21 protein-coding genes and 1 pseudogene are annotated in these 20,757 nt (G+C 70.4%); 8 read left to right on the forward strand and 14 right to left on the reverse strand.

Annotated elements, in window-relative coordinates; translation table 11 throughout:
• Positions 1-53: 53 nt before the first annotated feature.
• The 4 genes from OOJ91_RS02595 to OOJ91_RS02610 all read right to left on the reverse strand — a co-directional run bounded on the left by OOJ91_RS02595 (position 54) and on the right by OOJ91_RS02610 (position 3,080).
• Positions 54-386 carry a winged helix-turn-helix domain-containing protein gene (locus OOJ91_RS02595; RefSeq protein ID WP_266241957.1) on the reverse strand — a complete coding sequence of 111 codons (333 nt, stop codon included), beginning with the start codon at positions 384-386 and terminating at the stop codon, positions 54-56.
• Positions 383-1,117 (reverse strand): hypothetical protein, encoded by a 735-nt coding sequence (locus OOJ91_RS02600; protein WP_266241959.1) that lies wholly within the window; start codon positions 1,115-1,117, stop codon positions 383-385. Before OOJ91_RS02600 ends, OOJ91_RS02595 begins: the two co-directional genes overlap by 4 nt.
• Before the next feature lie 178 nt (positions 1,118-1,295).
• Entirely contained in the window at positions 1,296-2,087 is a 792-nt protein-coding gene (locus OOJ91_RS02605; RefSeq protein WP_039908197.1) for a GntR family transcriptional regulator, read from the reverse strand.
• 123 nt (positions 2,088-2,210) lie between these two features.
• The gene (locus tag OOJ91_RS02610; protein WP_007459801.1) at positions 2,211-3,080 is read right to left on the reverse strand and encodes a PAC2 family protein; all 870 of its coding nucleotides are present in this window, start codon (positions 3,078-3,080) and stop codon (positions 2,211-2,213) included.
• 262 nt (positions 3,081-3,342) lie between these two features.
• Here OOJ91_RS02610 and metH point away from each other — a divergent pair, with 262 nt between their 5' ends.
• Positions 3,343-6,858: a methionine synthase gene (gene metH / locus OOJ91_RS02615; protein WP_266241968.1), complete on the forward strand. Its 3,516-nt coding sequence runs from the start codon at positions 3,343-3,345 to the stop codon at positions 6,856-6,858.
• 81 nt (positions 6,859-6,939) lie between these two features.
• Here metH and OOJ91_RS02620 read toward each other — a convergent pair whose 3' ends face one another.
• Positions 6,940-7,221, reverse strand: a complete 282-nt coding sequence (locus OOJ91_RS02620) for a hypothetical protein (RefSeq protein ID WP_266241970.1) — start codon at positions 7,219-7,221, stop codon at positions 6,940-6,942.
• Between the two features lie 101 nt (positions 7,222-7,322).
• Here OOJ91_RS02620 and OOJ91_RS02625 point away from each other — a divergent pair, with 101 nt between their 5' ends.
• The 4 genes from OOJ91_RS02625 (at position 7,323) to OOJ91_RS02640 (ending at position 11,198) form a co-directional block, all read left to right on the forward strand.
• Positions 7,323-7,802 carry a YxiG-like protein gene (locus OOJ91_RS02625; protein WP_266241972.1) on the forward strand — a complete coding sequence of 160 codons (480 nt, stop codon included), beginning with the start codon at positions 7,323-7,325 and terminating at the stop codon, positions 7,800-7,802.
• A 100-nt stretch (positions 7,803-7,902) separates the two neighbouring features.
• Positions 7,903-8,133 carry a hypothetical protein gene (locus OOJ91_RS02630; protein ID WP_266241973.1) on the forward strand — a complete coding sequence of 77 codons (231 nt, stop codon included), beginning with the start codon at positions 7,903-7,905 and terminating at the stop codon, positions 8,131-8,133.
• A 223-nt stretch (positions 8,134-8,356) separates the two neighbouring features.
• Positions 8,357-9,577, forward strand: coding sequence for an MFS transporter (locus OOJ91_RS02635; RefSeq protein ID WP_266241974.1), 1,221 nt, complete (start codon positions 8,357-8,359; stop codon positions 9,575-9,577).
• A 1,213-nt stretch (positions 9,578-10,790) separates the two neighbouring features.
• Positions 10,791-11,198, forward strand: coding sequence for a nitroreductase family deazaflavin-dependent oxidoreductase (locus OOJ91_RS02640; protein WP_266241975.1), 408 nt, complete (start codon positions 10,791-10,793; stop codon positions 11,196-11,198).
• Here the strand turns inward: OOJ91_RS02640 and OOJ91_RS02645 are convergent.
• Positions 11,196-11,363, reverse strand: a pseudogene (locus tag OOJ91_RS02645) (IS5/IS1182 family transposase); the annotation flags it as partial. The gene OOJ91_RS02640 and the pseudogene OOJ91_RS02645 overlap by 3 nt on opposite strands.
• On the opposite strand from OOJ91_RS02645, the gene OOJ91_RS02650 reads away from it, so the two are divergent.
• Positions 11,317-11,694 (forward strand): EamA family transporter, encoded by a 378-nt coding sequence (locus tag OOJ91_RS02650; protein ID WP_266241976.1) that lies wholly within the window; start codon positions 11,317-11,319, stop codon positions 11,692-11,694. The pseudogene OOJ91_RS02645 and the gene OOJ91_RS02650 sit on opposite strands and share 47 nt — an antisense overlap.
• A gap of 70 nt (positions 11,695-11,764) precedes the next feature.
• Here the strand turns inward: OOJ91_RS02650 and OOJ91_RS02655 are convergent, their stop codons facing one another.
• From OOJ91_RS02655 to OOJ91_RS02680, 6 genes are all read right to left on the reverse strand, one after another.
• Positions 11,765-12,688, reverse strand: a complete 924-nt coding sequence (locus OOJ91_RS02655; protein ID WP_266241977.1) for an AEC family transporter — start codon at positions 12,686-12,688, stop codon at positions 11,765-11,767.
• Between the two features lie 7 nt (positions 12,689-12,695).
• On the reverse strand, positions 12,696-12,863 hold the full coding sequence (locus OOJ91_RS02660) for a hypothetical protein (RefSeq protein WP_266241978.1): 168 nt from the start codon (positions 12,861-12,863) through the stop codon (positions 12,696-12,698).
• Positions 12,864-12,902: 39 nt separating this feature from the next.
• Complete coding sequence (locus OOJ91_RS02665) at positions 12,903-13,562, reverse strand: MSMEG_1061 family FMN-dependent PPOX-type flavoprotein (protein ID WP_266241979.1); 660 nt, start codon at positions 13,560-13,562, stop codon at positions 12,903-12,905.
• Positions 13,563-13,632: 70 nt separating this feature from the next.
• Positions 13,633-14,283: a VOC family protein gene (locus OOJ91_RS02670; RefSeq protein WP_266241981.1), complete on the reverse strand. Its 651-nt coding sequence runs from the start codon at positions 14,281-14,283 to the stop codon at positions 13,633-13,635.
• Positions 14,284-14,581: 298 nt separating this feature from the next.
• The gene (locus OOJ91_RS02675; protein ID WP_266241983.1) at positions 14,582-15,082 is read right to left on the reverse strand and encodes an O-acetyl-ADP-ribose deacetylase; all 501 of its coding nucleotides are present in this window, start codon (positions 15,080-15,082) and stop codon (positions 14,582-14,584) included.
• A 12-nt stretch (positions 15,083-15,094) separates the two neighbouring features.
• On the reverse strand, positions 15,095-15,316 hold the full coding sequence (locus OOJ91_RS02680; protein WP_266241984.1) for a hypothetical protein: 222 nt from the start codon (positions 15,314-15,316) through the stop codon (positions 15,095-15,097).
• 106 nt (positions 15,317-15,422) lie between these two features.
• Here OOJ91_RS02680 and OOJ91_RS02685 point away from each other — a divergent pair, with 106 nt between their 5' ends.
• Complete coding sequence (locus OOJ91_RS02685) at positions 15,423-15,863, forward strand: VOC family protein (RefSeq protein WP_266241986.1); 441 nt, start codon at positions 15,423-15,425, stop codon at positions 15,861-15,863.
• A 3-nt stretch (positions 15,864-15,866) separates the two neighbouring features.
• On the opposite strand, the gene OOJ91_RS02690 is transcribed toward OOJ91_RS02685, so the two are convergent.
• Positions 15,867-16,361 (reverse strand): GNAT family N-acetyltransferase, encoded by a 495-nt coding sequence (locus OOJ91_RS02690; protein ID WP_266241987.1) that lies wholly within the window; start codon positions 16,359-16,361, stop codon positions 15,867-15,869.
• A 320-nt stretch (positions 16,362-16,681) separates the two neighbouring features.
• Here OOJ91_RS02690 and OOJ91_RS02695 point away from each other — a divergent pair, with 320 nt between their 5' ends.
• Complete coding sequence (locus tag OOJ91_RS02695) at positions 16,682-17,266, forward strand: hypothetical protein (protein WP_266241988.1); 585 nt, start codon at positions 16,682-16,684, stop codon at positions 17,264-17,266.
• Between the two features lie 142 nt (positions 17,267-17,408).
• Here OOJ91_RS02695 and OOJ91_RS02700 read toward each other — a convergent pair whose 3' ends face one another.
• Positions 17,409-20,648: a S8 family peptidase gene (locus OOJ91_RS02700; RefSeq protein WP_266241989.1), complete on the reverse strand. Its 3,240-nt coding sequence runs from the start codon at positions 20,646-20,648 to the stop codon at positions 17,409-17,411.
• Positions 20,649-20,757: the final 109 nt, after the last annotated feature.

Genomic DNA, 20,757 nt, shown 5'->3' on the forward strand with positions numbered 1-20,757 from the left:
CCCTGGGTTTCTCGACGGTCACCGGTCACCGGTCACCGGTCACCGGTCACCGGTCACCGGTCGACGGTCGGTGCCGTCTCCGCTTGTTCGACCTGCTGGATGAGTTGCTTGAGGTGGGCGATCTCATCGCGCATGGCTGCCTGACCGGCAGCGGTGAGAGTCACCCAGGTACGTGGGCGCTTGCCCTCGTAGCCCTTCTCGATCTGGATCAGCTCGGCCTTCTCCAGGACGGTCAGGTGCTGCCCGAGGTTGCCTGCGGTCAGCTGCAGGGTCGTGCGCAGGAAGCCGAACTCGACCTGGCGGGCCTGGTGAGCGATGGCCAGGATGCCCAGTCGGACGCGCTGGTGGACCACGTCGTCGAGGCCGTTGGTGGGATGGTCGGTCATCGCCCCGGAACCTCGGTGGTCGGCCGGAACAGGGCGAAGGCGGCACTGCCGAGCAGCAGCAGCGCCGCCGGGACGAGCAGGTGCGGCAGGAAGAACCACGGCGAGGTCGAGTGGATGACCTGGCCGCCCTGCACCATCACGATCGCCAGGTAGACGAGGCTGTACGCCAGCAGCGCCCAGTTGCGTTCGACCCGCGCGAGCACCAGCAGCGCCAGTGCGATGACCGCTGTGGGACTGGCCAGCCCGTTGATGAGCCACGCCGCCGGCCCGACCTCGATCTCGACCGGGTCGGTGGAGAAGGGGTCGGCGGGGACGGGAAGGAGCGGGTGGAACGTCAGCCAGATCGACACGGCCGCCATCAGAACGGCCAATGCGACGCCGACGACGACGTAGGGGCGGATCGGGGTGCCCACGCCACGCCGTCGGGACTGCCGTACGTAGAAGCCTGCGATCGCCACATAGGCGAGGACCAGCGCGACCGTCCAGTACCCGAGCTGCGTCGGGTTGGGCCCCGTGCAGACCGTTTGCTGCGGGCGGGATCGGCAGGTGTCGAACAGGTCGAGGTAGGGGGCGTACCGGTAGACGGGTATCGCGACCACAGTGATCACCGCGAAGACCAGCAGCGGAAACCAGGTGCCGCGCTGGGCGACGAGGACCTGGCGTGTCAGGTCGCGCACGGTCGTCAACAGCTCGTGCGGCCCGTCTGCCTGGGGAACGGACTCGTGTGTCATGAAGTTAGCTTTGCATTACAGACCTTTCTTCGCAAGAGATTCTGACCGCCTGTCACGGGCCGTGCCAACTGTGACCGTGCCGCCTACCGCGAACGCAGGACCGAGCCGCCCTCCACCGCGTCGTGGCGCTGGACTGGCTACGCGCCATGCCCGACGGACATGATCGGCGGGGGCGGGGTCAGCCCAGGACCAGGCCGGGGTCGGGTTCCGGGTCGGGGGTCGGCCCGGGGATCTTGTACTCCTCGGTGAGGGTGGTCATCGGGCCGGGCCAGGTTGCCTGGGCCACCTCGATGGGCTTGCGGTTCGCGTCGTACGCCACGTGCAGCAGGTGCAGCACGGGGGTGTCCGGCCGGATCTGGAGGGTCTCGGCCTCCTCCCGGCTGGGCTGGCGGGCGCTTATCGTGTCGGTGGCCGAGACGTACCGCCGGCCGGTGGCCTCCTCGGCCTCCTGGTAGAGCGGCCGGCCGAACGCCTCGGCGCGCTCCAGCGAGGTGCCGGCGGTGTCGGCGGGCAGGAACCAGGAGGCGCCCACCTCGACGGGGGAATCGTCGGTGCGGACGAGGTGGCGGCGGCAGAGCAGGTCGGTGCCGTCGGAGACACCGAACGCGTCGGCGACCTCGGCGGGGGCGGGGGAGCGGCCGACCGAGACGAGCTGCTGGCGGTACCGGGCGGCCAGGTCGGTGTGGTAACCGCGGAAGCCGCCGTACCGGCCCCGGGAGAGCCGGTTGAGTCGGCGTCGGGTGCCCCGGACGTACGTACCGGAGCCGGGTTTGGTGATCAGGATGCCCTCGACCCGCAGCTGGTCGACGGCGCGCTGCACGGTCTGCTTGGCGACGCCGAACATCTCGGCGATGGCCGGGATGGACGGCAGTCGCTCGCCGGGACCCCAGTCGCCGCGGCGGACCTGGGCCTTGAGCTGCGTGGCGATCTGCCGGTGAGGGAACTCGGCCGCGCCGGGGTTGATCTGCACACCCGCCTCCTTGATCACATCTAGGTTCCTAGGATGCCCCAGAGGGTGTGACGGCGCCACCCCTGACACGCGAAAACGGGCCCCCGCAACCGAAAAGGTCCGGAGGCCCGTGGCGGAACAGTGTTACCAGGAGCCGGCGGTGGGGCCGGCCGAGCCGCCCCGACGCCGTAGGTACTTCTCGAACTCCTGGGCGATCTCGTCGCCGGTCAACGGGGTGATGCCCTCGTCGCCGACTCGTTCCTCCAGCTCGCGGACGTACTCACCCAGCTCGGCGTCCTGCTCGGCGGCGCTGCGCACCCGCTGCTCCCACTCGGCGGACTCCTCGGCCAGGTCTGCCATCGGCACCGGCAGGTCGACGACCTCCTCGACCCGGTGCAGCAGCGCGAGGGTGGCCTTGGGGCAGGGCGGGTTGTTGGCGTAGTGCGGCACGTGCACCCAGAACGACACGGCGTCGACCTCGGCGCGGGCGCAGGCGTCGTGAAGCACGCCGACGATGCCTGTCGGCCCGTCGTAGCGGGTCGGGGTGAGCTGGTAGCGCTCCGCTGCCTGCGCGTCGGAGGCGCTGCCGCTGATCGGCAACGGCCGGGTGTACGGCACGTCGGCCAGCAACGCGCCGAGCAGCACCACCCGTTCCACCTCCAGGCTGTGGCAGATCTCCAGAACCTGCTCGCAGAACGTCCGCCACCGCATGCTCGGTTCGATGCCCCGGATCAGCACCACGTCGCGCTCGGTGCCCTCGGGGCTCGCCACCATGAACCGGGTCGTCGGCCACTCCACCCGGCGGGTCTCCCCGTCGGCCATCGTGATGGTGGGCCGGCTGACCTGGAAGTCGTAGAAGTCCTCCGGATCCAGCTCGGCGATCTGCCGCGCGTTCCAGACCTGCTCCAGGTGCTCGACTGCCGCTGTGGACGCGTCGGCGGCGTCGTTCCAGCCCTCGAATGCGGCAATGGCCACGGGGGACCGCAGTACCGGCAGTCCGTCGAACTCGGTCACGCCGTCACCTCACCCTGCTCGTCGCGGCCGACACCGGGACCGCGCCCGGTCGTCGGGCCGTGGTGCGCGGTGGCGTCCCTGTTGTCCTTCACGTCCGCCAGCCTACGTGCCAGGCAGGGATGCGGCCCGTCGGCCGCGCCGGTCCGCTCGGTCCACGACCGGGCATACGGCAGCGAACCGGACAGCGTGATCCGCCCGACACAATATGGGATCGGGCGCGGAGGGCGCTCGGGTTCACGCAGGACCGCACTAACCTGAACGGGTGCGGACTTCGTTGCTGGATGTGCTGGCCGATCGGATCCTCATCGCCGACGGGGCGATGGGCACGATGTTGCAGGCCGCTGACCTCACGCTCGACGACTTCGACGGGCTCGAAGGGTGCAACGAGATCCTCAACGTGACCCGTCCCGACGTGGTGCGGGGGGTGCACGACGCCTACCTGGCCGCCGGCGCGGACTGCGTGGAGACCAACACCTTCGGCGCCAACCTGGCCAACCTCGCCGAGTACGACATCCCGCAGCGCATCCGGGAGTTGTCCGAGGCGGGCGCGCGGATCGCCAGGGAGGCGGCCGACGCGGCCAGCACGGCGGAGCGGCCCCGCTTCGTGCTGGGCTCGATCGGCCCGGGAACCAAGCTGCCCACCCTCGGCCACGCCGCCTACTCGACCCTGCGCGACGCCTACCAGGAGAACGCCGCCGGTCTGATCGCCGGTGGCGCGGACGCGTTGATCATCGAGACCTCCCAGGACCTGCTCCAGGTCAAGGCGGCGGTGGTCGGGTCGCGGCGGGCGATGACCGAGCTGGGCCAGTCGGTGCCGATCATCTGTCACGTGGCGGTGGAGACCACGGGCACGATGCTGGTGGGCAGCGAGATCGGCGCGGCCCTCGCCGCCATCGAGCCGCTCGGGGTGGACCTGATCGGGCTCAACTGCTCCACCGGCCCGGCCGAGATGAGCGAGCACCTGCGCTACCTGTCGCAGCACTCCCGCATCCCGCTGTCGGTGATGCCGAACGCCGGCCTGCCGGTGCTGACCGCCGACGGGGCGTACTTCCCGCTGACTCCCGTGGAGCTGGCCGAGGCCCTGGAACGGTTTATCACCGAGTACGGCGTGGGGCTCGTCGGCGGCTGTTGCGGCACCACGCCGGAGCACATCCGGGTGCTGTCCGAGCGGCTGCACGGCCGCACCGCCCCGGCCCGCGAGCCGCGGCACGAGGCGGGTGTCTCGTCGGTCTACCACCCGGTGCCGTTCGCCCAGGACGCGTCGGTGCTGATGGTGGGTGAGCGGACCAACGCCAACGGCTCCAAGGCGTTCCGGGAGGCGATGCTCGCCGGTGACTTCCGCGCCTGCGTGGAGATCGCCCGCAGTCAGGCCCGCGACGGCTCGCACCTGCTCGACCTCTGCGTGGACTACGTCGGCCGGGACGGCACGCGCGACATGCGGGAGCTGGCCGGCCGGTTCGCCACCGCGTCGACGCTGCCGATCATGTTGGACTCCACCGAGCCGAACGTGGTGGAGGCCGGGCTGGAGATGCTCGGTGGTCGGTGCGTGGTCAACTCGGTGAACTTCGAGGACGGCGACGGCCCCGACTCCCGGTACGCGCGGGTGATGCCCGTTGTCCGCGAGCACGGTGCCGCCGTGGTGGCGCTGCTCATCGACGAGGAGGGGCAGGCGCGTACCCAGGAGTGGAAGGTGCGGGTCGCGGCGCGTCTGATCGACGACCTGACCGGCCGCTGGGGGATGGACCGCGCGGACATCCTGATCGACGCGCTGACCTTCCCCATCGCCACCGGTCAGGAGGAGACCCGCCGCGACGGCATCGAGACGATCGAGGCGATCCGTGAGATCTCCCGCCGCTATCCGGGGGTCAACTTCACCCTGGGCATCTCGAACATCTCCTTCGGGCTCAACCCGGCGGCCCGCCAGGTGCTCAACTCGGTGTTCCTGCACGAGTGCGTGCAGGCCGGCCTGACCTCGGCCATCGTGCACGCCAGCAAGATCCTGCCGATGTCGAAGATCCCCGACGAGCAGCGCGAGGTCGCGCTCGATCTGGTCTACGACAGGCGTCGCGAGGGCTACGACCCGGTGCAGCGCTTCCTGGAGCTCTTCGAGGGCGTCGACGTGACGAGCGCGCGGGCCACCCGCGCGCAGGAGCTGGCGGCGCTGCCCCTGGACGAGCGGCTCAAGCGGCGCATCGTCGACGGCGAGCGCAACGGCCTGGAGGCCGACCTGGACGAGGCGATGGCCGGCGGCCGGTCCCCGCTGTCGATCATCAACGACATCCTGCTGGACGGCATGAAGGTCGTCGGCGAGCTGTTCGGCTCCGGGCAGATGCAGTTGCCGTTCGTGCTCCAGTCCGCCGAGGTGATGAAGACCGCGGTGGCCTACCTGGAGCCGCACATGGAGACCACCGACGACGGTGGCAAGGGTCGCATCGTGCTGGCCACCGTGCGCGGCGACGTGCACGATATCGGCAAGAACCTCGTCGACATCATCCTTTCCAACAACGGCTACGAGGTCGTCAACATCGGCATCAAGCAGCCGATCAGCGCCATCCTGGACGCCGCCGAGCAGCACCGCGCCGACGCGATCGGGATGTCCGGGCTGCTGGTCAAGAGCACTGTCATCATGAAGGAAAACCTGGCCGAGATGGCCACGCGCGGCGTCGCGGAGCGCTGGCCCGTGCTGCTGGGTGGGGCGGCGCTGACCCGGGCGTACGTCGAGGACGACCTGCGGTCGATGTTCCCCGGCCAGGTGCACTACGCGCGGGACGCGTTCGAGGGGCTGTCCCTCATGGACAAGGTGATGACCGCCAAGCGCGGTGGCGCCCCGGTCATCGACCCGGAGCGGGAGGCGGCCCTCGCGACCCGGCGAGCGCGCCGCGAGCGGCAGCGTTCGGTGGTCACCGAGTCGCTGCCGGAGCTGCACGACTCGTCGGTGCGCTCCGACGTGGCCGCCGACGTGGCCGTGCCCACTCCGCCGTTCTTCGGCACCCGCGTGGTCAAGGGCGTGCCGATGGCCGACTACGCGGCGCTGCTCGACGAGCGGGCCACCTTCCGCGGGCAGTGGGGGTTGAACGGCGCCCGGGGCGGCAACGGCCCGTCCTACGACGAGCTTGTCGAGACCGAGGGTCGGCCGCGCCTGCGCTACTGGCTGGACCGGCTGATCGCCGACCAGGTCCTTGAGGCAGCCGTGGTGTACGGCTACTTCCCGGCGTACTCCGAAGGCAATGACCTGGTGGTGCTCGACGAGAACGGGCACGCGGAGCGCGCCCGGTTCTCGTTCCCCCGCCAGCGCCAGGAGCGACGGCTCTGCCTGGCCGACTTCTTCCGGCCCAAGGGCGACCAGCTCGATGTGGTCGCGCTGCAACTGGTCACCGTCGGCCAACCCGTCAGCGAGTACGCGGCGAAGCTGTTCGCCCGCAACGAGTACCGCGACTACCTGGAGGTGCACGGTCTGTCCGTGCAGCTCACCGAGGCCCTCGCCGAGTACTGGCACCGGCGCATCCGCGCCGAGCTGACGCTGCCCGACGGGCGTCCGCTGGGCCACGACGACCCGACGGACCTGGCCGGCATCCTGCGCAACGACTACCGGGGCTGCCGGTACGCGTTCGGCTACCCGGCGTGCCCCGACCTGGAGGACCGGGCCAAGATCGTGGACCTGCTGGGGTCGGAGCGGATCGGTGTGGAGCTGTCCGAGGAGTTCCAGTTGATGCCGGAGCAGGCCACCGACGCCATCGTGGTCCACCACCCCGAGGCGAGCTACTTCAACGCCAAGTAACTGGCGCAGCGTCGTTGGCCTGCCGTGACGGCCGTCCGTAGGCCACCGCGACATGATCATGCCGTCAGCGGGTCCGGGCCGTCATCTGCGGTCGTAGAACTCGGTCTTCGGCCAGGGCGGCGTCTCGGATGCGCCTTTCCAGGTGAGATGGATGAGTGCGAAGCGTCCCGCTGGCAGTCCGACGACGATGTCGTCCGAGACCTCGGACTTGGCGATGACCGTGATGGGTTGGCCGTGCAGAGGATGACCCGCGGCCAACTCGGTGAGGAGTTCGGCGAGCAGGGCCTGCTGTAGCTGGCGTTCGGCGGCGCCGCCTCGGCGTAGGTCCCACCATCTGTCGCCGAATACGGGTTGCTCATCCACGGCCTCATCCTCGCTCAGGTCGTGGGGGTGAGGGTTTGACGGTCGACAGGGACCCGGGGCCGTCCCGTCGGGCAGGGTTCCGGCGGGTGTAGAACGGGAGCGTGGAGATCGCGCAGCTCAGCCAGGCGTTGGAGGACATCTTCGACGGTGCTGTCGTGCATCACGGGTACACCGACTACATCCGCGACTACGAAGTCATCGTCTACGTCACCGCAGACCCGCGTACCGGCATCCCACCGGTCCACCTCCGCTACCTCTTCACGTACTGCGTCTTCTCCGAAGTGCGGACGGTGGTGAGTCCCGACATCTGGCGTCGTTCGCTCGACGAGCGGCTGACGGATCGGGAGATCGGTCCGGACCTGGACGGCTTCGTGTGGGCAGTGCGCTGGCAGCCGCTCTACCCAGGAGCGGAGGTGGTGGCCGACTCCGAGCGTGCGCGGTCGTGGGCTGACAAGATCGGCGTCCCCTTTCACGAGGTTCGCTTCGAGATGAACGCCCATGCCATCACTCTCGTCTTCAGCGAGCTTGAGGTGACGGAGGTGGGGGAGGGCTACGCGCCCTTCACCGTCACCGAGGACTGATGCAGAGGTCCTGCCGCTGTTCTTCATCGACGGGACACTTCAGTCCGAGTTCGGCCTGGTCAGCTGGAGTGGCCTGTTGTTCACGCTCAGCGTCTTCCCGATGGCACTACTCACCGGCTACGCCTACGAACTCGCCGGGGTCGCGGCATCGGTCGCGGTCCACTTCGGTGTGAACACCACAATCGCGCTGCTCACCGTCACGGCACCCGCCGCCCAGGCGCTCGTCCTGGTGGTACAGATCATCGTGGCGGCCGCGCTCCTCGCCCCACAACGCAACCGTGGGCAGGACCGACCGGCGCCGGACCACCGCGAAATGGCCGATCTGCGGTGAACGGGTGGCTGATCGCGGGTGACGTCCAGCGGTAAGACGGGCCGTGGACGGTGCTGGTGCAGCACCACAACCTGGGACTGCGGTGGCCCCTGGTCCTCGCTGTTGTGCCGGCCCTCCTTCGGATCGCCGGTCTCGTCGATGACCAGCACCGCTCCGGTGTCGTCACCCAACGTGTCGGCTCCCCCAAGGTCAACATCCCCGGCTGGAGCACTAGACTCGGGGAATGTTCGAGCACCGCCCCCTTCCGTTGTGGGCGGGGCGCACGGCGGCGCTGCTGGGCATCGTGCTCGTCGCATTCACCCTGCGTCAGGCGGTTGCGACGATATCGCCGATCCTCGGCGACATCCGGGCGGACATCGCGATATCGAACATCGGCGTCGGGCTGCTCGGCACGTTGCCACCGATCCTGTTGGCGGCATCCGGGTTCATCGCGCCGCGCGTCGCCCGTGGCTTCGGCCTCGACGGCGGCATCGTGCTCGCGCTGCTGCTCATGACCCTCGGCCATCTCGTGCGCGCGTCTGCCCCGGGCTTCGCGGTGCTGCTCGTCGGCAGTGTCGTCGCGCTCGCCGGCACGGGCATCGGCAATGTGCTGCTGCCGCCGATCGTGCGGCGCTACTTCCCCGACCGGGTAGCGCTGCTGACCGCCGTCTACGTCTGCATCGTGGGCGTGGGCACGGCCGTGCCCGCCGCGGTCGCCGCACCGGTCGCCGAGCAGATCGGCTGGCGGTTCCTGCTCGGCATCTGGTCGGTGAACTCGGCAGTCGCGCTCGTCCCCTGGTTCATCATCATCGCGCGGGAGCGCCGCCAACGACTCGCGGATGCCGTCCCCGTCGAGGCCCCGCCCTCCACCCGCGTCACGCGACTGTGGCGGTCACGGGTGGCCCTGTCGATCACCGTCGTATTCTCGACCAGCACGATCTGCACCTACGCGGCTTTCGCGTGGCTGCCCGAGATCCTCGGCGACATCGCCGGCTCGACGCCGACCGAGGCAGGTGTGCTGCTCGCCGTCACCGGCATCATCAGCGTCCCCGGCGCATTCATCGCGCCCCTACTCGTCGCGCGGCTGCGCAATGTCGGCTGGCTGATCGCCGCCGGTGTCGCGAGCTTCTTGTTCGGCTACCTCGGCCTGCTGTTCACGCCCGCGACACTCACACTGCTCTGGGTGCTGCTCATCGGCTCGGGGTCGATCCTGTTCCCGGTCTGCCTCGTGCTCATCAACGTTCGCACCCGGACCCACGGCGGCACCGTCGCGCTGAGCGGCTTCGCCCAGGGGGTCGCGTACGCGCTCGGCGCGCTCGGTCCGCTGCTCGTCGGGCTGCTGCACGACGCGAGCGGCGGGTGGACCCTGCCGCTGCTGTTCCTGCTCGCCGTCGCGCTCGTGGCGACCATCCCGGCGATCACGCTTGCACGGCCCGCGTTCGTCGAGGACGAACTCGCCCGCTGACGTACCGCTGGACCACCCTGGCGATCCTCGCCCACACCTTCCTCGCCGCCGCCCACCGCGACCAGCCCGAACCGGCCGGGCTGATCGCGCCTACAGGTGCTACTCGGTTCGGTGAGAGGCGACGGGCGACGTGTCGGTTCCGGTCACGGGCCGTGAACCGGGCCACCTGCGCGGCTGTGGTGCGTGTGGTCTCGGTGAGGAGCGGGTCGCCGTCGTCAAACCCGGAAGGTGGTGTCGGCTTGCTCAGTGACGGAGCGACCGGGTGGCCGATGCCGACATGGATGTGTTGACCGACGGAAACCAGGGTTACTCGATGTCCGGCGAGCATTCTCGGATGCCTTCGCCTGGCCCGAATGTCAGACTGCGGTGGTGGATGGCTTTCGGTGCGCGAGCTGCGGGAACACGCTGAGCGTCCCGGTCCGGTTGGTGGAGCTGCCGGTGGGACCGCACTTGTCGCTCCTGGATTGTCATCACGTGAACCCGCCGCTCCTGGACCCGGGCACCTATGCGATCGACGGGGCGGCGTATGGGCGTGATCAGGTCGTGGCAACCTTCGTCCTCTCGCCCGGCGACGTACGTGGGACTCGCTTCGTGCATGAGCTTGTTCAGACGGGCTGCTGGTCGATGGTGGGGTGGAACCCGTCCGTGGCGTGCGAAGACTGTGGTGCCCTGGTCGCCTCCCGAACGGATGACTGCGGAGTGGCTCAGGAGACGCGCTTCTACCCAGCGACGGTTGTCCGGGAGCCGCGTGACGATGAGCCTGGGCGCGACACGGATCCTTTTTCGATGATCGCGGACTGGGACAGCCCTGCGCCCGACACCAGACGACACGGCTGGGTCCCCAAGCCGACCCGCCCTCGTCCCGAACTCGTTGCAACCCGCTGGGGGCCAGGTGTGAAAGGGCACCTCTTTCGGGATGATCCGCCAGCCTGACCAGGCGCCCACGGGCCGCTGGCTGGCACGCCGACACTGCCACGCTCGCGTCTCTGCCGGACCCTCCGTAAGGACTCGCAGAACGACAAGCGGTGCGTGTTCGGATCTGCCGCGCAGCGGGTAGCGGCAGCGGGTAGCGGCAGCGGGTAGCTACCTACCGCGAACCGAGCGCAACGCAGTGTCGCCGCCGGGTGCGTTGGTGTGTGTCCCCAGTGTCACGTCCCGGCCCGGACTGTCAGAATCGTCTATCAGGGTTGGTTCGCGGAGGCGAGGAGAAGGCATGAGCGACTGGAACGTTAAGATCATCGAAGAGTTTCGCGCCAATGGTGGGCAGGTCGGCGGTCAGTTCGCTGGCGCGCCGCTGCTGCTGTTGCACACGGTCGGCGCCAAGAGCGGCGAGCCTCGTGTGCACCCGATGATGTACCAGAAGGTGGACGGCGGCTACGCCGTGTTCGCGTCCAAGGGCGGCGCGCCCACCAACCCCGACTGGTATCACAACCTGCTGGCTCACCCACAGACCCACGCGGAGATCGGTACGGACAAGGTCGAGTTGGTAGCCCGAGTTGCCACCGGGAACGAGCGGGAACGGATCTGGAGCGCGCAGAAGGCCGCATATCCAGGCTTTGCCGACTACGAGCGGAAGACCAGCCGCCAGATCCCGGTCGTCGTACTGGAACCTGCGCCGTAGGCATTTGTCGGCGAGGTCGAGCGACAACTGCCGACCCGGCCGCCCGTCAGTGATCGTGTCTCTGCCTGGTTCGGCGACAAGCCGAACCAGGCGGCGGAAGTGGGCGGGCTGAAACCCGGTGAACGGGAAGATCCACTCCGGTCGGGCCGCCGAGATCACCCGCACCCCGACGCGATCCACAATGGACCGACCAGGAGTTCTCCAGGGCCCGGTCCTGCCGGCGATCGCGCTGCTGCGCCGTGGCCGCGCCCTGCGCGGCCTGCAGCGGTCCAGCTTGGCCGTCGGCCTCGGCGGCGGCCTCGTCTCTCTCCTCGCGTACGGGCTGGTGCTGGTCGCGCAGACGAGCGGCGCGACGGCCGCGGTAGCGGCGTTGCGGGAGACCAGCGTTGTCTTCGCTGCGGTGATCGGCGCGGTGTTCTTCAAGGAAAGCCTCGGGGTGCACCGGGTCGTGAAGGCCGGCATCGCCGCCGCCGGCATCGTCCTGGTGAGCCTGTGAAGGTGGCGAGCGCGCCACGTCGCCAAGCGGCGCGACTCACCATGATTGCTTGACGAGTCAGCTGACGGACCTACCCGAGCAGCGCCGCCGCCGCGGCCAGGGTGGCCAGCGACAGCGTCGTGGTCACCACCACCGCCCGGTTGGCCACCGCCTCGCCGACGCCGTACTCCTGGCCGAAGATGAACGTGTTCTGCGCTGTCGGCAGGCCCGCGCACACCACCACGGCGAGCAACTGCGGCGCGGACAGGTGCAAGGCCAGCCCGGCCGCGTACGCGATGACAGGTTGGGCGACGAGCTTCAGCGCGGTGATCACGGCCAGCTCGCCCAGCGTGGCCGGTTCGGCCCGCGACGGCGTCGTGGCGTGCAGCGACGCGCCGAGCGCGACCAGGGCGGCCGGGACCGCGGCGCCCGACAGCAGGGTGAGTGACGCGCCGGCCGCCGACGGCAGATGCAGGCCGGCAGCCGAGCACGCGACACCGAGCAGCGACGCCAGGATCACAGGGTTGCGTACCGGCAGGGTGGCGATACGGCCGACCCGTACCCGCCCGGCCGGATCGCTGTGCCGGTCCAGGGCGACCAGGATCACGGGCGTCACCACCAGCACCTGCAGCAGCACCACCTCCGCCAGGAACGCAACGTTGCCGATAACCTGGGTTGCGATCGGAATGCCGAGGTTCGCCGAGTTCACGTACCCGGCGGCCATGCCCCAGATCGGCCGTTCGCCTGGCCTACGACCGAACAGCCAGCTCGCGCCAACCCACCCGAACCCGACGACCGCGGCCGTGCTCACCCCGAAGGCGAGCAGCGAGCGGCCGGCGAACCCGGAAAGTGGCATTCGGGACAGGACTAGGAACAGGGCAGACGGCATCGCAAGATGGAACACGAATCGGCCGAGCACCGACGCCACCGCCTCGCCAAGCAGGCCCGTACGACAGGCCGCGTAGCCGACCGCGGTAAGGATCCAGATCGGTGCGAACGCCGACACCAAGCTCATACGGGCGTCACCGGCCGGCGGGCGTCGCGTCGGCCCAGGGGCTGGCGGGCGTCGGGGCGTACGAGTCGAGAAACCCGGCGACAATCTCCACCTGGGCGAGGACGTCATCGACCTGCGCAGGATGAGCCCAGGTCCGCAACACCCCGCCGTTGATCAATACAATGCCAACGGGCACGGCGGCGAGGGGCGCTCGGCACGATCGCTGCGCGGGCCATCACTCGTAGCGATACTTCAGCGAGTCAACCTCCGCCTGTTCGATGTCGGCGATCGTCAGCTCCGGCATCCGTAGCTGGGCCAGCGTCACCTCGGCGGAGGTGGGCTGGGCGTCCGCCGGCAGCCACCGCTCCGGGTCCCAGACGCCGGTGCGCAGGAGCGACTTGGGGCAGTGCGGGTAGACCTCCTCGATTCCCACCACAAGCGCGCTGGCCGGTGGCTTGCCCACGGCGGTGAGCTGCGACAGCAGGTCGGGGCGTGTGGAGACGCAGGCCCGACCGTTCACCCTGAGTGTCGTGGTGCGCCCCGGGATGATGAACAGCAGCCCGGCCCGTCCGGTGGCGATGACGTTCTGCAGGGTGTCCAGGCGCTTGTTGCCGGTCGCGTCCGGTATCGCCACCGTCCGCGCGTCCAGGACAGCCACGAACCCGGCGGGGCCACCGCGTGGGGAGACGTCGCAGTTGCCGTCGGCATCGACGCTGGCGACCAGGACCAACGACGAGCAGCCGATCAACCGTCGGGCCTGTTCGGTGAGTTCGGTCATCTGTTTGCGCACGGCCGCCTCGCTGGGGAGTTCGTAGGCCCGGCGCAGCGTTTCCTGGTCCGGCACGGCGTCGAGGCGCAGCGAGTCGAATGCGGTGGCAGCAGGGGCTGGCGTCATGCCGCCGACCCTATGGGGCGCACCGCAGCCGTGGGGGACCATGATGGCGGCGGGTGCGCGGAGCCGCGGCTCAGACCGTCCCGGCTGCTCCGACATCGCGGCCTACCCAGGTGGCGACGCACACCTCGTTGCCCTCGGCGTCGGCCAGAACCCACCACATCGGCGCGTGCGTGTCGGACACCAACCGGCCGCCGGCGGCCAGGGCGGCGGCGATGCGCGCCTCGGCCTGGTCGTGCGGGACGGCGACATCGAGATGCATGCGGTTGCGTTGCGAGCGCGGCACCTCCATCTGCTGCAACCCGAAGCCGGGACCGCGGCGCGACGGGTCGTAGAGGTAGTCGTCGCCGATCTGGGAGTAGCCGAGCACCGCACGCCAGAACGGCAGCACGTCCGCGCTGACGTGCGCGTCGAGGGTGAGGTTGATGACCTGCACGGCGGTCGGGTCGGCGGTAAGTCCCCGCTCCGTGGCGGCGGCCGAGATCCGCCGGGCCAGCCCGGCGTCGCGGCGGGACAGGGACACCGTGACGCCGGCGCCGCGCAGGTCGATGGTCAGAATCTGCTGCTCGGTCTCGTCGGCGAGTCGGCCGATCTCATCGACGAGAGCAATGCCGTCGGTGAGCGAACCGGTGGGGAAGTGGGCGGAGACCAGGTGATACAGAGAGCGCCAGTCCTCGACACCCTCGGCTGCGTGAAACTCCCTCGCCGTGATCTGCCGACTCATGCCGCGAACCTAACATCGGACGCCCCACCGGTGAGCGTGGACGGCCAGGCCCTGTGTCCACCCAGCGGTTAGACAAGCAGGGGTGATGGTCAAGTCCGAGGGGGCGCGGGCTGGAGAATTTTGTCGGGTGTGCCTGGGACATCAGGGGGCCTGGAACCACGGCATGACATCCGCAGCAGGTGGGCGTCGGGGTGCCGCCAGAGGCCCTGCTTCGACAAGGCGACAAGCGTCGGGGGTAGTGGAAGCCCGCGAACCGTCCAATCCTGGGGGTCGACGGTTCCGTCGGCTTCGTGCATCCTCACTGCACCGCCGCAGCCAGCAGCTCGTACGTCTCGTCGTCGAAGGCGACCAGGCGGACGTGCTCGACTTCGGTGGGGGTTGCTCTGATGGTCGAGATCGCGATCTTCGCTGCTTCCGTGGGCGGGAAGCCGTACACGCCGGTGGCGATAGCGGGGAAGGCGACGCTGCGGGCCCCGACCTCGTCGGCGACGCCGAGGCTGCGCCGATAGCACGACGCGAGGATGTCCGCCTCGCCGTGGCCACCGCCTTCCCATACGGGGCCGACGGTATGGATGACATGGCGTACCGGCGGGTTGAGGTCGAACGCCGGTGTGGCGACCGCGTCGCCGGCCGCGCAGGGGGCGAGCCCGGCACCCGCCTGGGCCAGGCGCGGTCCTGCCGCACGATGAATCGCCCCGTCGACACCGCCGCCACCCAACAAAGACTCGTTTGCCGCGGTGACGATGGCGTCGACGTCCTCGCTGGTGATGTCACCGAGCACAACCTCAATCGCGGGCATTGCCCGATGATGTCACTCCGGCAGTCCGAGCCGGCGGAGCCTGCGTCGGCGATCGGTGAGGTTCGAATCATGGCTGTCCGGATGGTGGAGCTGATCGCCTTGAGCGACGGGCACCTCCGTGGTGTGGGCGACCACCCGGGTCAGTCCGTGATCGGCCGCGACGTTCAGCAGGGCCACGAGTGCCTCCGCCGGGTAGTCGTGACCACGGGTCGCGTCGAACAACCACCGCGTCACGGTCTCCTTCGAGAAGATGATCCGGACAATGTCGAGAACCCGCCGGCGGCTCCGTCTCAGGGAAGGATGCGACCACGGTGGCCGCAGCAGAGCGAGGAGATCCGGTATGGCGATCCAACGGATGGACAACGTCCTCATTGTTGTCAACGACCTTGACGCGGTCATCGCGTTCTTCGTCGAACTCGGCATGGAGCTGGAGGGCAGAGGGCCTGTCGAGGGACGGTGGGTGGAGCGTGTCATCGGCCTCGACGACGTCCGCCAGGAGGTCGCGATGCTGCGGACCCCGGACGGTCACGGCAAGGTCGAGCTGGCGATGTTCCACACGCCGAAGGCGATCCGTCACGAACCGGAGAACGCGCCGACGAACACCCTGGGGATTCGTCGGATCATGTTCGCCGTCGACGACATCGAGGACGTCATCGCCAGGTTGCGTGCCCGTGGGGCTGAGCTGGTCGGGGAGGTGGAGCGGTACGAGGACATCTTCCGGCTCTGCTACCTGCGCGGCCCGGAGGGCATCATCGTCGGGCTTGCCGAACAGCTCACCTGAGTGTCAGGGACCGATCTCGGCGACCATCGTGTCCGCGTCCGTGAACGACTCGACGGTGCGGAACCCTTCGGACGCGTAGAGGCGGGCGGCGACGTTGGCCCGCTCGACGCTCAGCGACACCGTATGGATGCCGCCGTTCCGTGCGGCGTCCAGGACAGCGCGCAGCAGCGCCCGGCCCACACCCCGGCCCCGCCAGGCGTCCACGACGCCTATGGTCAGCTCCGGCACGTCGTCGGCGACGTACCCGTAGCCGGGATCATCGGCGCCCAGGTGTCGGAACCAGGCGGCCCCGACCGGTCGGTCGGCCGGGTCCACCGCGACCACGCCGACGTCGTCCCGCCGCATCCACCCCGCCACGTAGTGCGCCAGCGCGGGGTCGGCCAGGATCCGCTCGCGAGGCCAGTCGCGCTCGGGCAGCCAGTTCACGGCTTCGACGAGCATGTCCACCAGGAAGTCGGCGTCGGCCGGGGTGGCCGCGCGGATGCCGAAGTCGGTCACCGCGCAAGCCTCGCACGCGAGCGGATGCGGGAGCCGGCCGGCGCCACCACAACGGTAACCCCTTCTGCGTGTTCGGCGGCTGAGCGACGTTGCCTGCGCCGGGTCGATCGGCCCGGAGAGGCGTATACCTCTGAGTCATCCTTGTGACTCAGAGGTATACCGCTCAAGGGCGATACGCCCCCGGCTCACGGCGGTGGTGACGGTCGCTGCGGGAGCGAGCCGACAGGCATGAACGTGCCGCCGAGAGCGAACATGCGGTACGCCGGAGCGTGCGGTCCCTACGATGTCCGAAGAGGTGACCGCTGTGGACGGGGATGAACATGCCGGAACCGCGCGCTTTCTGGATCGACGAGCACTTCGACCGGGAACACGACGTCGACGGCCGTGGCCGGTACGAGGCCGAGGTGCTGACGCGGATCGACGAGTTCGCCCCCAGTTGGGACGACATCGCGCCGGTGAGCTTCGCGGCGACCGCGTGGCGCATCGCGTGTGAGCTGTCGCCCGGCTACGTCCGCTGGCACCGGCGGATCCTGTCGGCGTCCTGCACGCGCAGTCCGTGGGACGGGGGAATGGTCTGCGCGGTGACGGTGATCTCGCGCTGGCCGGCGGAGCTGACCTGGACGAAGCAGTGGCAACGCGACAGGGGCTGGCAGGACTGGCCGCAGATGTTCGGTCAGTACACGACCCCGTCGGAGCAGGACGTGACGCGCCGTCCACACCTGCGTGCGCTGCTTCAGGTCGAGGCGCCGGTCCCGCTCGGTGAGCTGCCGCCGGCGCCCGCCGGGCCGCAGGACCAGGTGGCGTCCGCGGCGCGCAGGGCGGTCGCGGTGCTGACTCGGGAGCTCAACGACCTCCTCGCCCCGATGATCGGCCAGCTCGAGGCCGGAGTGCCGGCCGACTCCTGAAAGCCGCCCACCCCGCCGGCAGCCACCCCGCCGGCAGCCACGCCGCCGAGGGCGACGCCGCCGACCCGTCGGCAGCGAACGCGAGGGCCGGCGGCACGACCAGGGAGTCCGGGGCGACGGTGGCCGCCCCGGACTCCGCAGGTCACGCGGTCCGGTAGGCCCGCAGCACCGTCTGCGTCACCGTGTTGCCGGCGGTGTCGGTGGCCGTCACGCGCAGCGACACGAAACCGGCTCGCCGTGGGTGCGCGATGAGCGCGACGCCGCGCACCACGGGCAGCGCGATCCACGTCCTGCCGTCGTCGAACGACGCGGCGACGCCGAGCTTCCGGTTGGGCGCGGCCGACGAGCCGGCCTGCCGGTCCAGGCCGACCGGGATCGCCATGATCCGGCCCGCCCGGGCGGTGTTGGTGTCGTCGAGCGTCGGCGTCGTGCGGGCCGTCGTCAGGGGCAGCCGCTGCGGCGACGACGTGTGCGCCGAGCTGAACGTCCAGGCCACCGAGACCGACGTCGACAGGGTGTCCGGGGCGCCGCGCCTGACGGTGGCCTCCAGCCGGTAGTCGGCCCTGTCGGCGGGCACCGTGAACTCCGCCCACGAGCTGTCCGAGGTGCCGATCCGCGTGCCGTTGCGGAACAGCCGGAACTCGACAGGCAGATCGTCGCGGCTGGCGGGACGGCCGGTGGCGTCACCGAACAGCGGCAGCGCCGCGATCGAGATGGTGTCGCCGTCGCGGCCCGCGTACCCCAGGGGGTTCAGGGTTGGCGCCTGGGCCACCGACGGGCCGAACGGGGCCGCGTTCCAGGTCTGGGTGTACGCCCGCCCCGGCTGGAAGGTCGACTCCTGGATGGTGGAGTTGTCGCCCTCGACGAACGTGGACGTCCAGGTGAGGCCGCCGTCGGTGTTGTAGTACTCGGTGCCGTGAAACGGCAGGTCGATGGGCGTGTTCGACCCGATCGAGCCGGACCCGCCGGCCGCCGCCGCGCGGTGGAACCGGACGGCCGTCGCCGTGGTGGACTGGCGGCGGTACGTCGCGGTGACGGTGGCGAGGTTCTTCGGCGTCAGCTTCGTCGACAGGCCGGTGAACATGTCGCCCTGGCGGACGTAGGCGAGGTCGTACGTGTAGGGACTGTTGCGGAAGGTTCCGTCCCGGCCGGGGCGGGCGAGCCCGACGCCGAGCGTCGCGGCGAACTCCGGGGCGGCGACGGCGGGCCCGATCCGGCCGAAGAACACGTCCGCGAACGACACGCCGCTGAGCTGCACTCCCGGGTAGCGGAAGCCGTCGTTCCAGTTCGCGCTCACGTTGATCGCGGTGGGCGCGGCGTCGCGCTGCGGCACGGTCAGCGCGACGGGCTTGGCGGTACGGGCGTCGACGGCCTCGGTGACCGGGCCGTGGACGTCAAGGACCGGCTGGACGAGCAGCGTCGAGGCGCTGCCCTCGTGGATGGTGCTGTAGAGCGCGTAGCGACCCGTGGGCAGCCGCAGGGTGCCGCCGCCCGGCGCGGAGGTGAGGGTGCTGAACTCGCCGGTGGCGAGGTTCGCCGCGACTGTCGTGTACTCGGTGGCCGGCTTCCCGTCCCGGCCGGTGTGGGGGAGCGCGACGTCGTAGCTCTCGATCTCGCGGTTGAGGGCGAACGGCGTGCGTACCCGCAGGTCGCCCGCGCCGGTGGCGACGACCGCGCCCTGGTAGACGCCGTCGGCGGCGTCCACCCGGGTGTCCACGGTGATCGTGGCCTCGGCCCGGCCGCCGGCCGGCACGACGAGCGTGCTCGGGCTGACGGTGAGCATGCCGGCCGGCGCGGGGGCGACGGTCAGCGACAGGGTGACCGGCGACGTGCCGGTGTTGCGGTAGCCGACGACCCGGGTGACGGGGGTGTCGTCGGCGTGCGGCCAACGCTGGACCGGGAAGTCGATGGCGGCCACGTCGGCGGCGACCGGCTGGGCGACCGCGCGGGCGATGTCGACCCGGCCCGCGCCCTGCTCGTAGAGGGTGTCCGCGCCTGTCGGCTTGGCCGAGTCCATCAGCGCGGCCTTGAGCTGCGCTCCGGTCCAGTCCGGGTGCTGGCCGGCGAGGATCGCGGCGCTGCCCGCCACGTGTGGGGTGGCCATCGACGTGCCCGCCATGGTGGCGTAGTCGCCGCCGGGGGCGGCCGCGACGATGTCGACGCCCGGCGCGCTGATCTCGGGCTTGATGTGGTTGTCGCCGACGCGGGGGCCCCGACTGGAGAAGTACGCCCGCTGGTCGTCGGCGTCGACGGCCGCGACGGCGAGCGCGTCGTCGGCGGACGCCGGGGAGGACACGGACTTCGGCTTGCCCTCGTTGCCGGCGGCGACCACGAACAGCGTGCCGTACTCCCGGCTGAGGTCCTGGACCGCCGTCTCCAGGGGGTCGAGTCCGGGCGCGTCGTCGCCGCCCACGCTCAGGTTGACCACCCGGGTCTGCGGGGCGAGCCACTGCATGCCTGTGATGATGTCCGAGTCCTGGCACTCGGTGGTGGCGCAGACCTTGCCGACGAGCAGCTTCGCGCCCGGAGCGACACCCCGGTACCGGCCACCGGAGGCGGCGCCGCTCCCCATGATCGTCGACGCCACGTGGGTGCCGTGACCAACCGCGTCGGAGGGGTCGCCGCCGCCGGTGAAGTCCCGGACCTCGGTGAGGTGCCCGGCGAAGTCGGGGTGGGCGGCGTCGATGCCGGTGTCCAGCACGCCGACGGTGACGCCGGTGCCGTCGAAGCCGGCCTGCCAGGCCGCCGGGGCGCCGATCTGCGGCACGCTGCGGTCAAGCGTCACCCGCCGCTTGCCGTCGAGCCAGACGGCGCTGACCCCGTCGGCGAGGGTGCGCGCCATCGACGTGCCCCGGGTGAGCGACGACCACAGCGTCACCCGCTCGTCGCGGCCCGCCCGCACCGCAAGGGCGTGGGCGGCGGGCAGGTCGGCCCGCACGCGCCCGTCGCCCCCGACCGTCGCGGTCCGCGCCCCCGCCGCGTTCTTTCCGGGGTACGCGACCAGCAGCGGCAGGTCGGCCGCCCGGTCGTCGTAGCCGAACCCGGCCAGCGTGGTGAGGTCGAACAGTCGCCGGTCGAGCCGCCCGTCGCGCAGCAGCGGCAGGGCGTCCACCGGAACGACGAACTGGTGGCCACCCTCCCGGCTGATCACGAAGCGCATCGCGGTCCGTCCCGGCCCCCGCTCGATCGCCGGGCGGCCGGCCCCGTCGATGGACACCCGGTCGCCGGTGATCAGCGTGAAGGTGCCGGGCGTGCCGGGCCTGCCGGAGACGGTGGCCGCCGGCCGCACCTGCGCGCTCGCCGGGTTGGCCGCCAGCCCCGCCGCGACAAGTGCTGTCGCGAGCACCCCGGCCGTCAGGGCGCGTCGTTGACGTCGTCGCACATCGTCCTCTCCGCCACGGGCGTCTCCCGGGACGGCACGATGACGTCTGGGCTCGCCACCCGGTTGATCTTTGGCAGTGTGACCGTGATCACAAACTGACCGGGTGCGG

Source organism: Micromonospora lupini, assembly GCF_026342015.1.
GTDB lineage: Bacteria > Actinomycetota > Actinomycetes > Mycobacteriales > Micromonosporaceae > Micromonospora > Micromonospora lupini_B.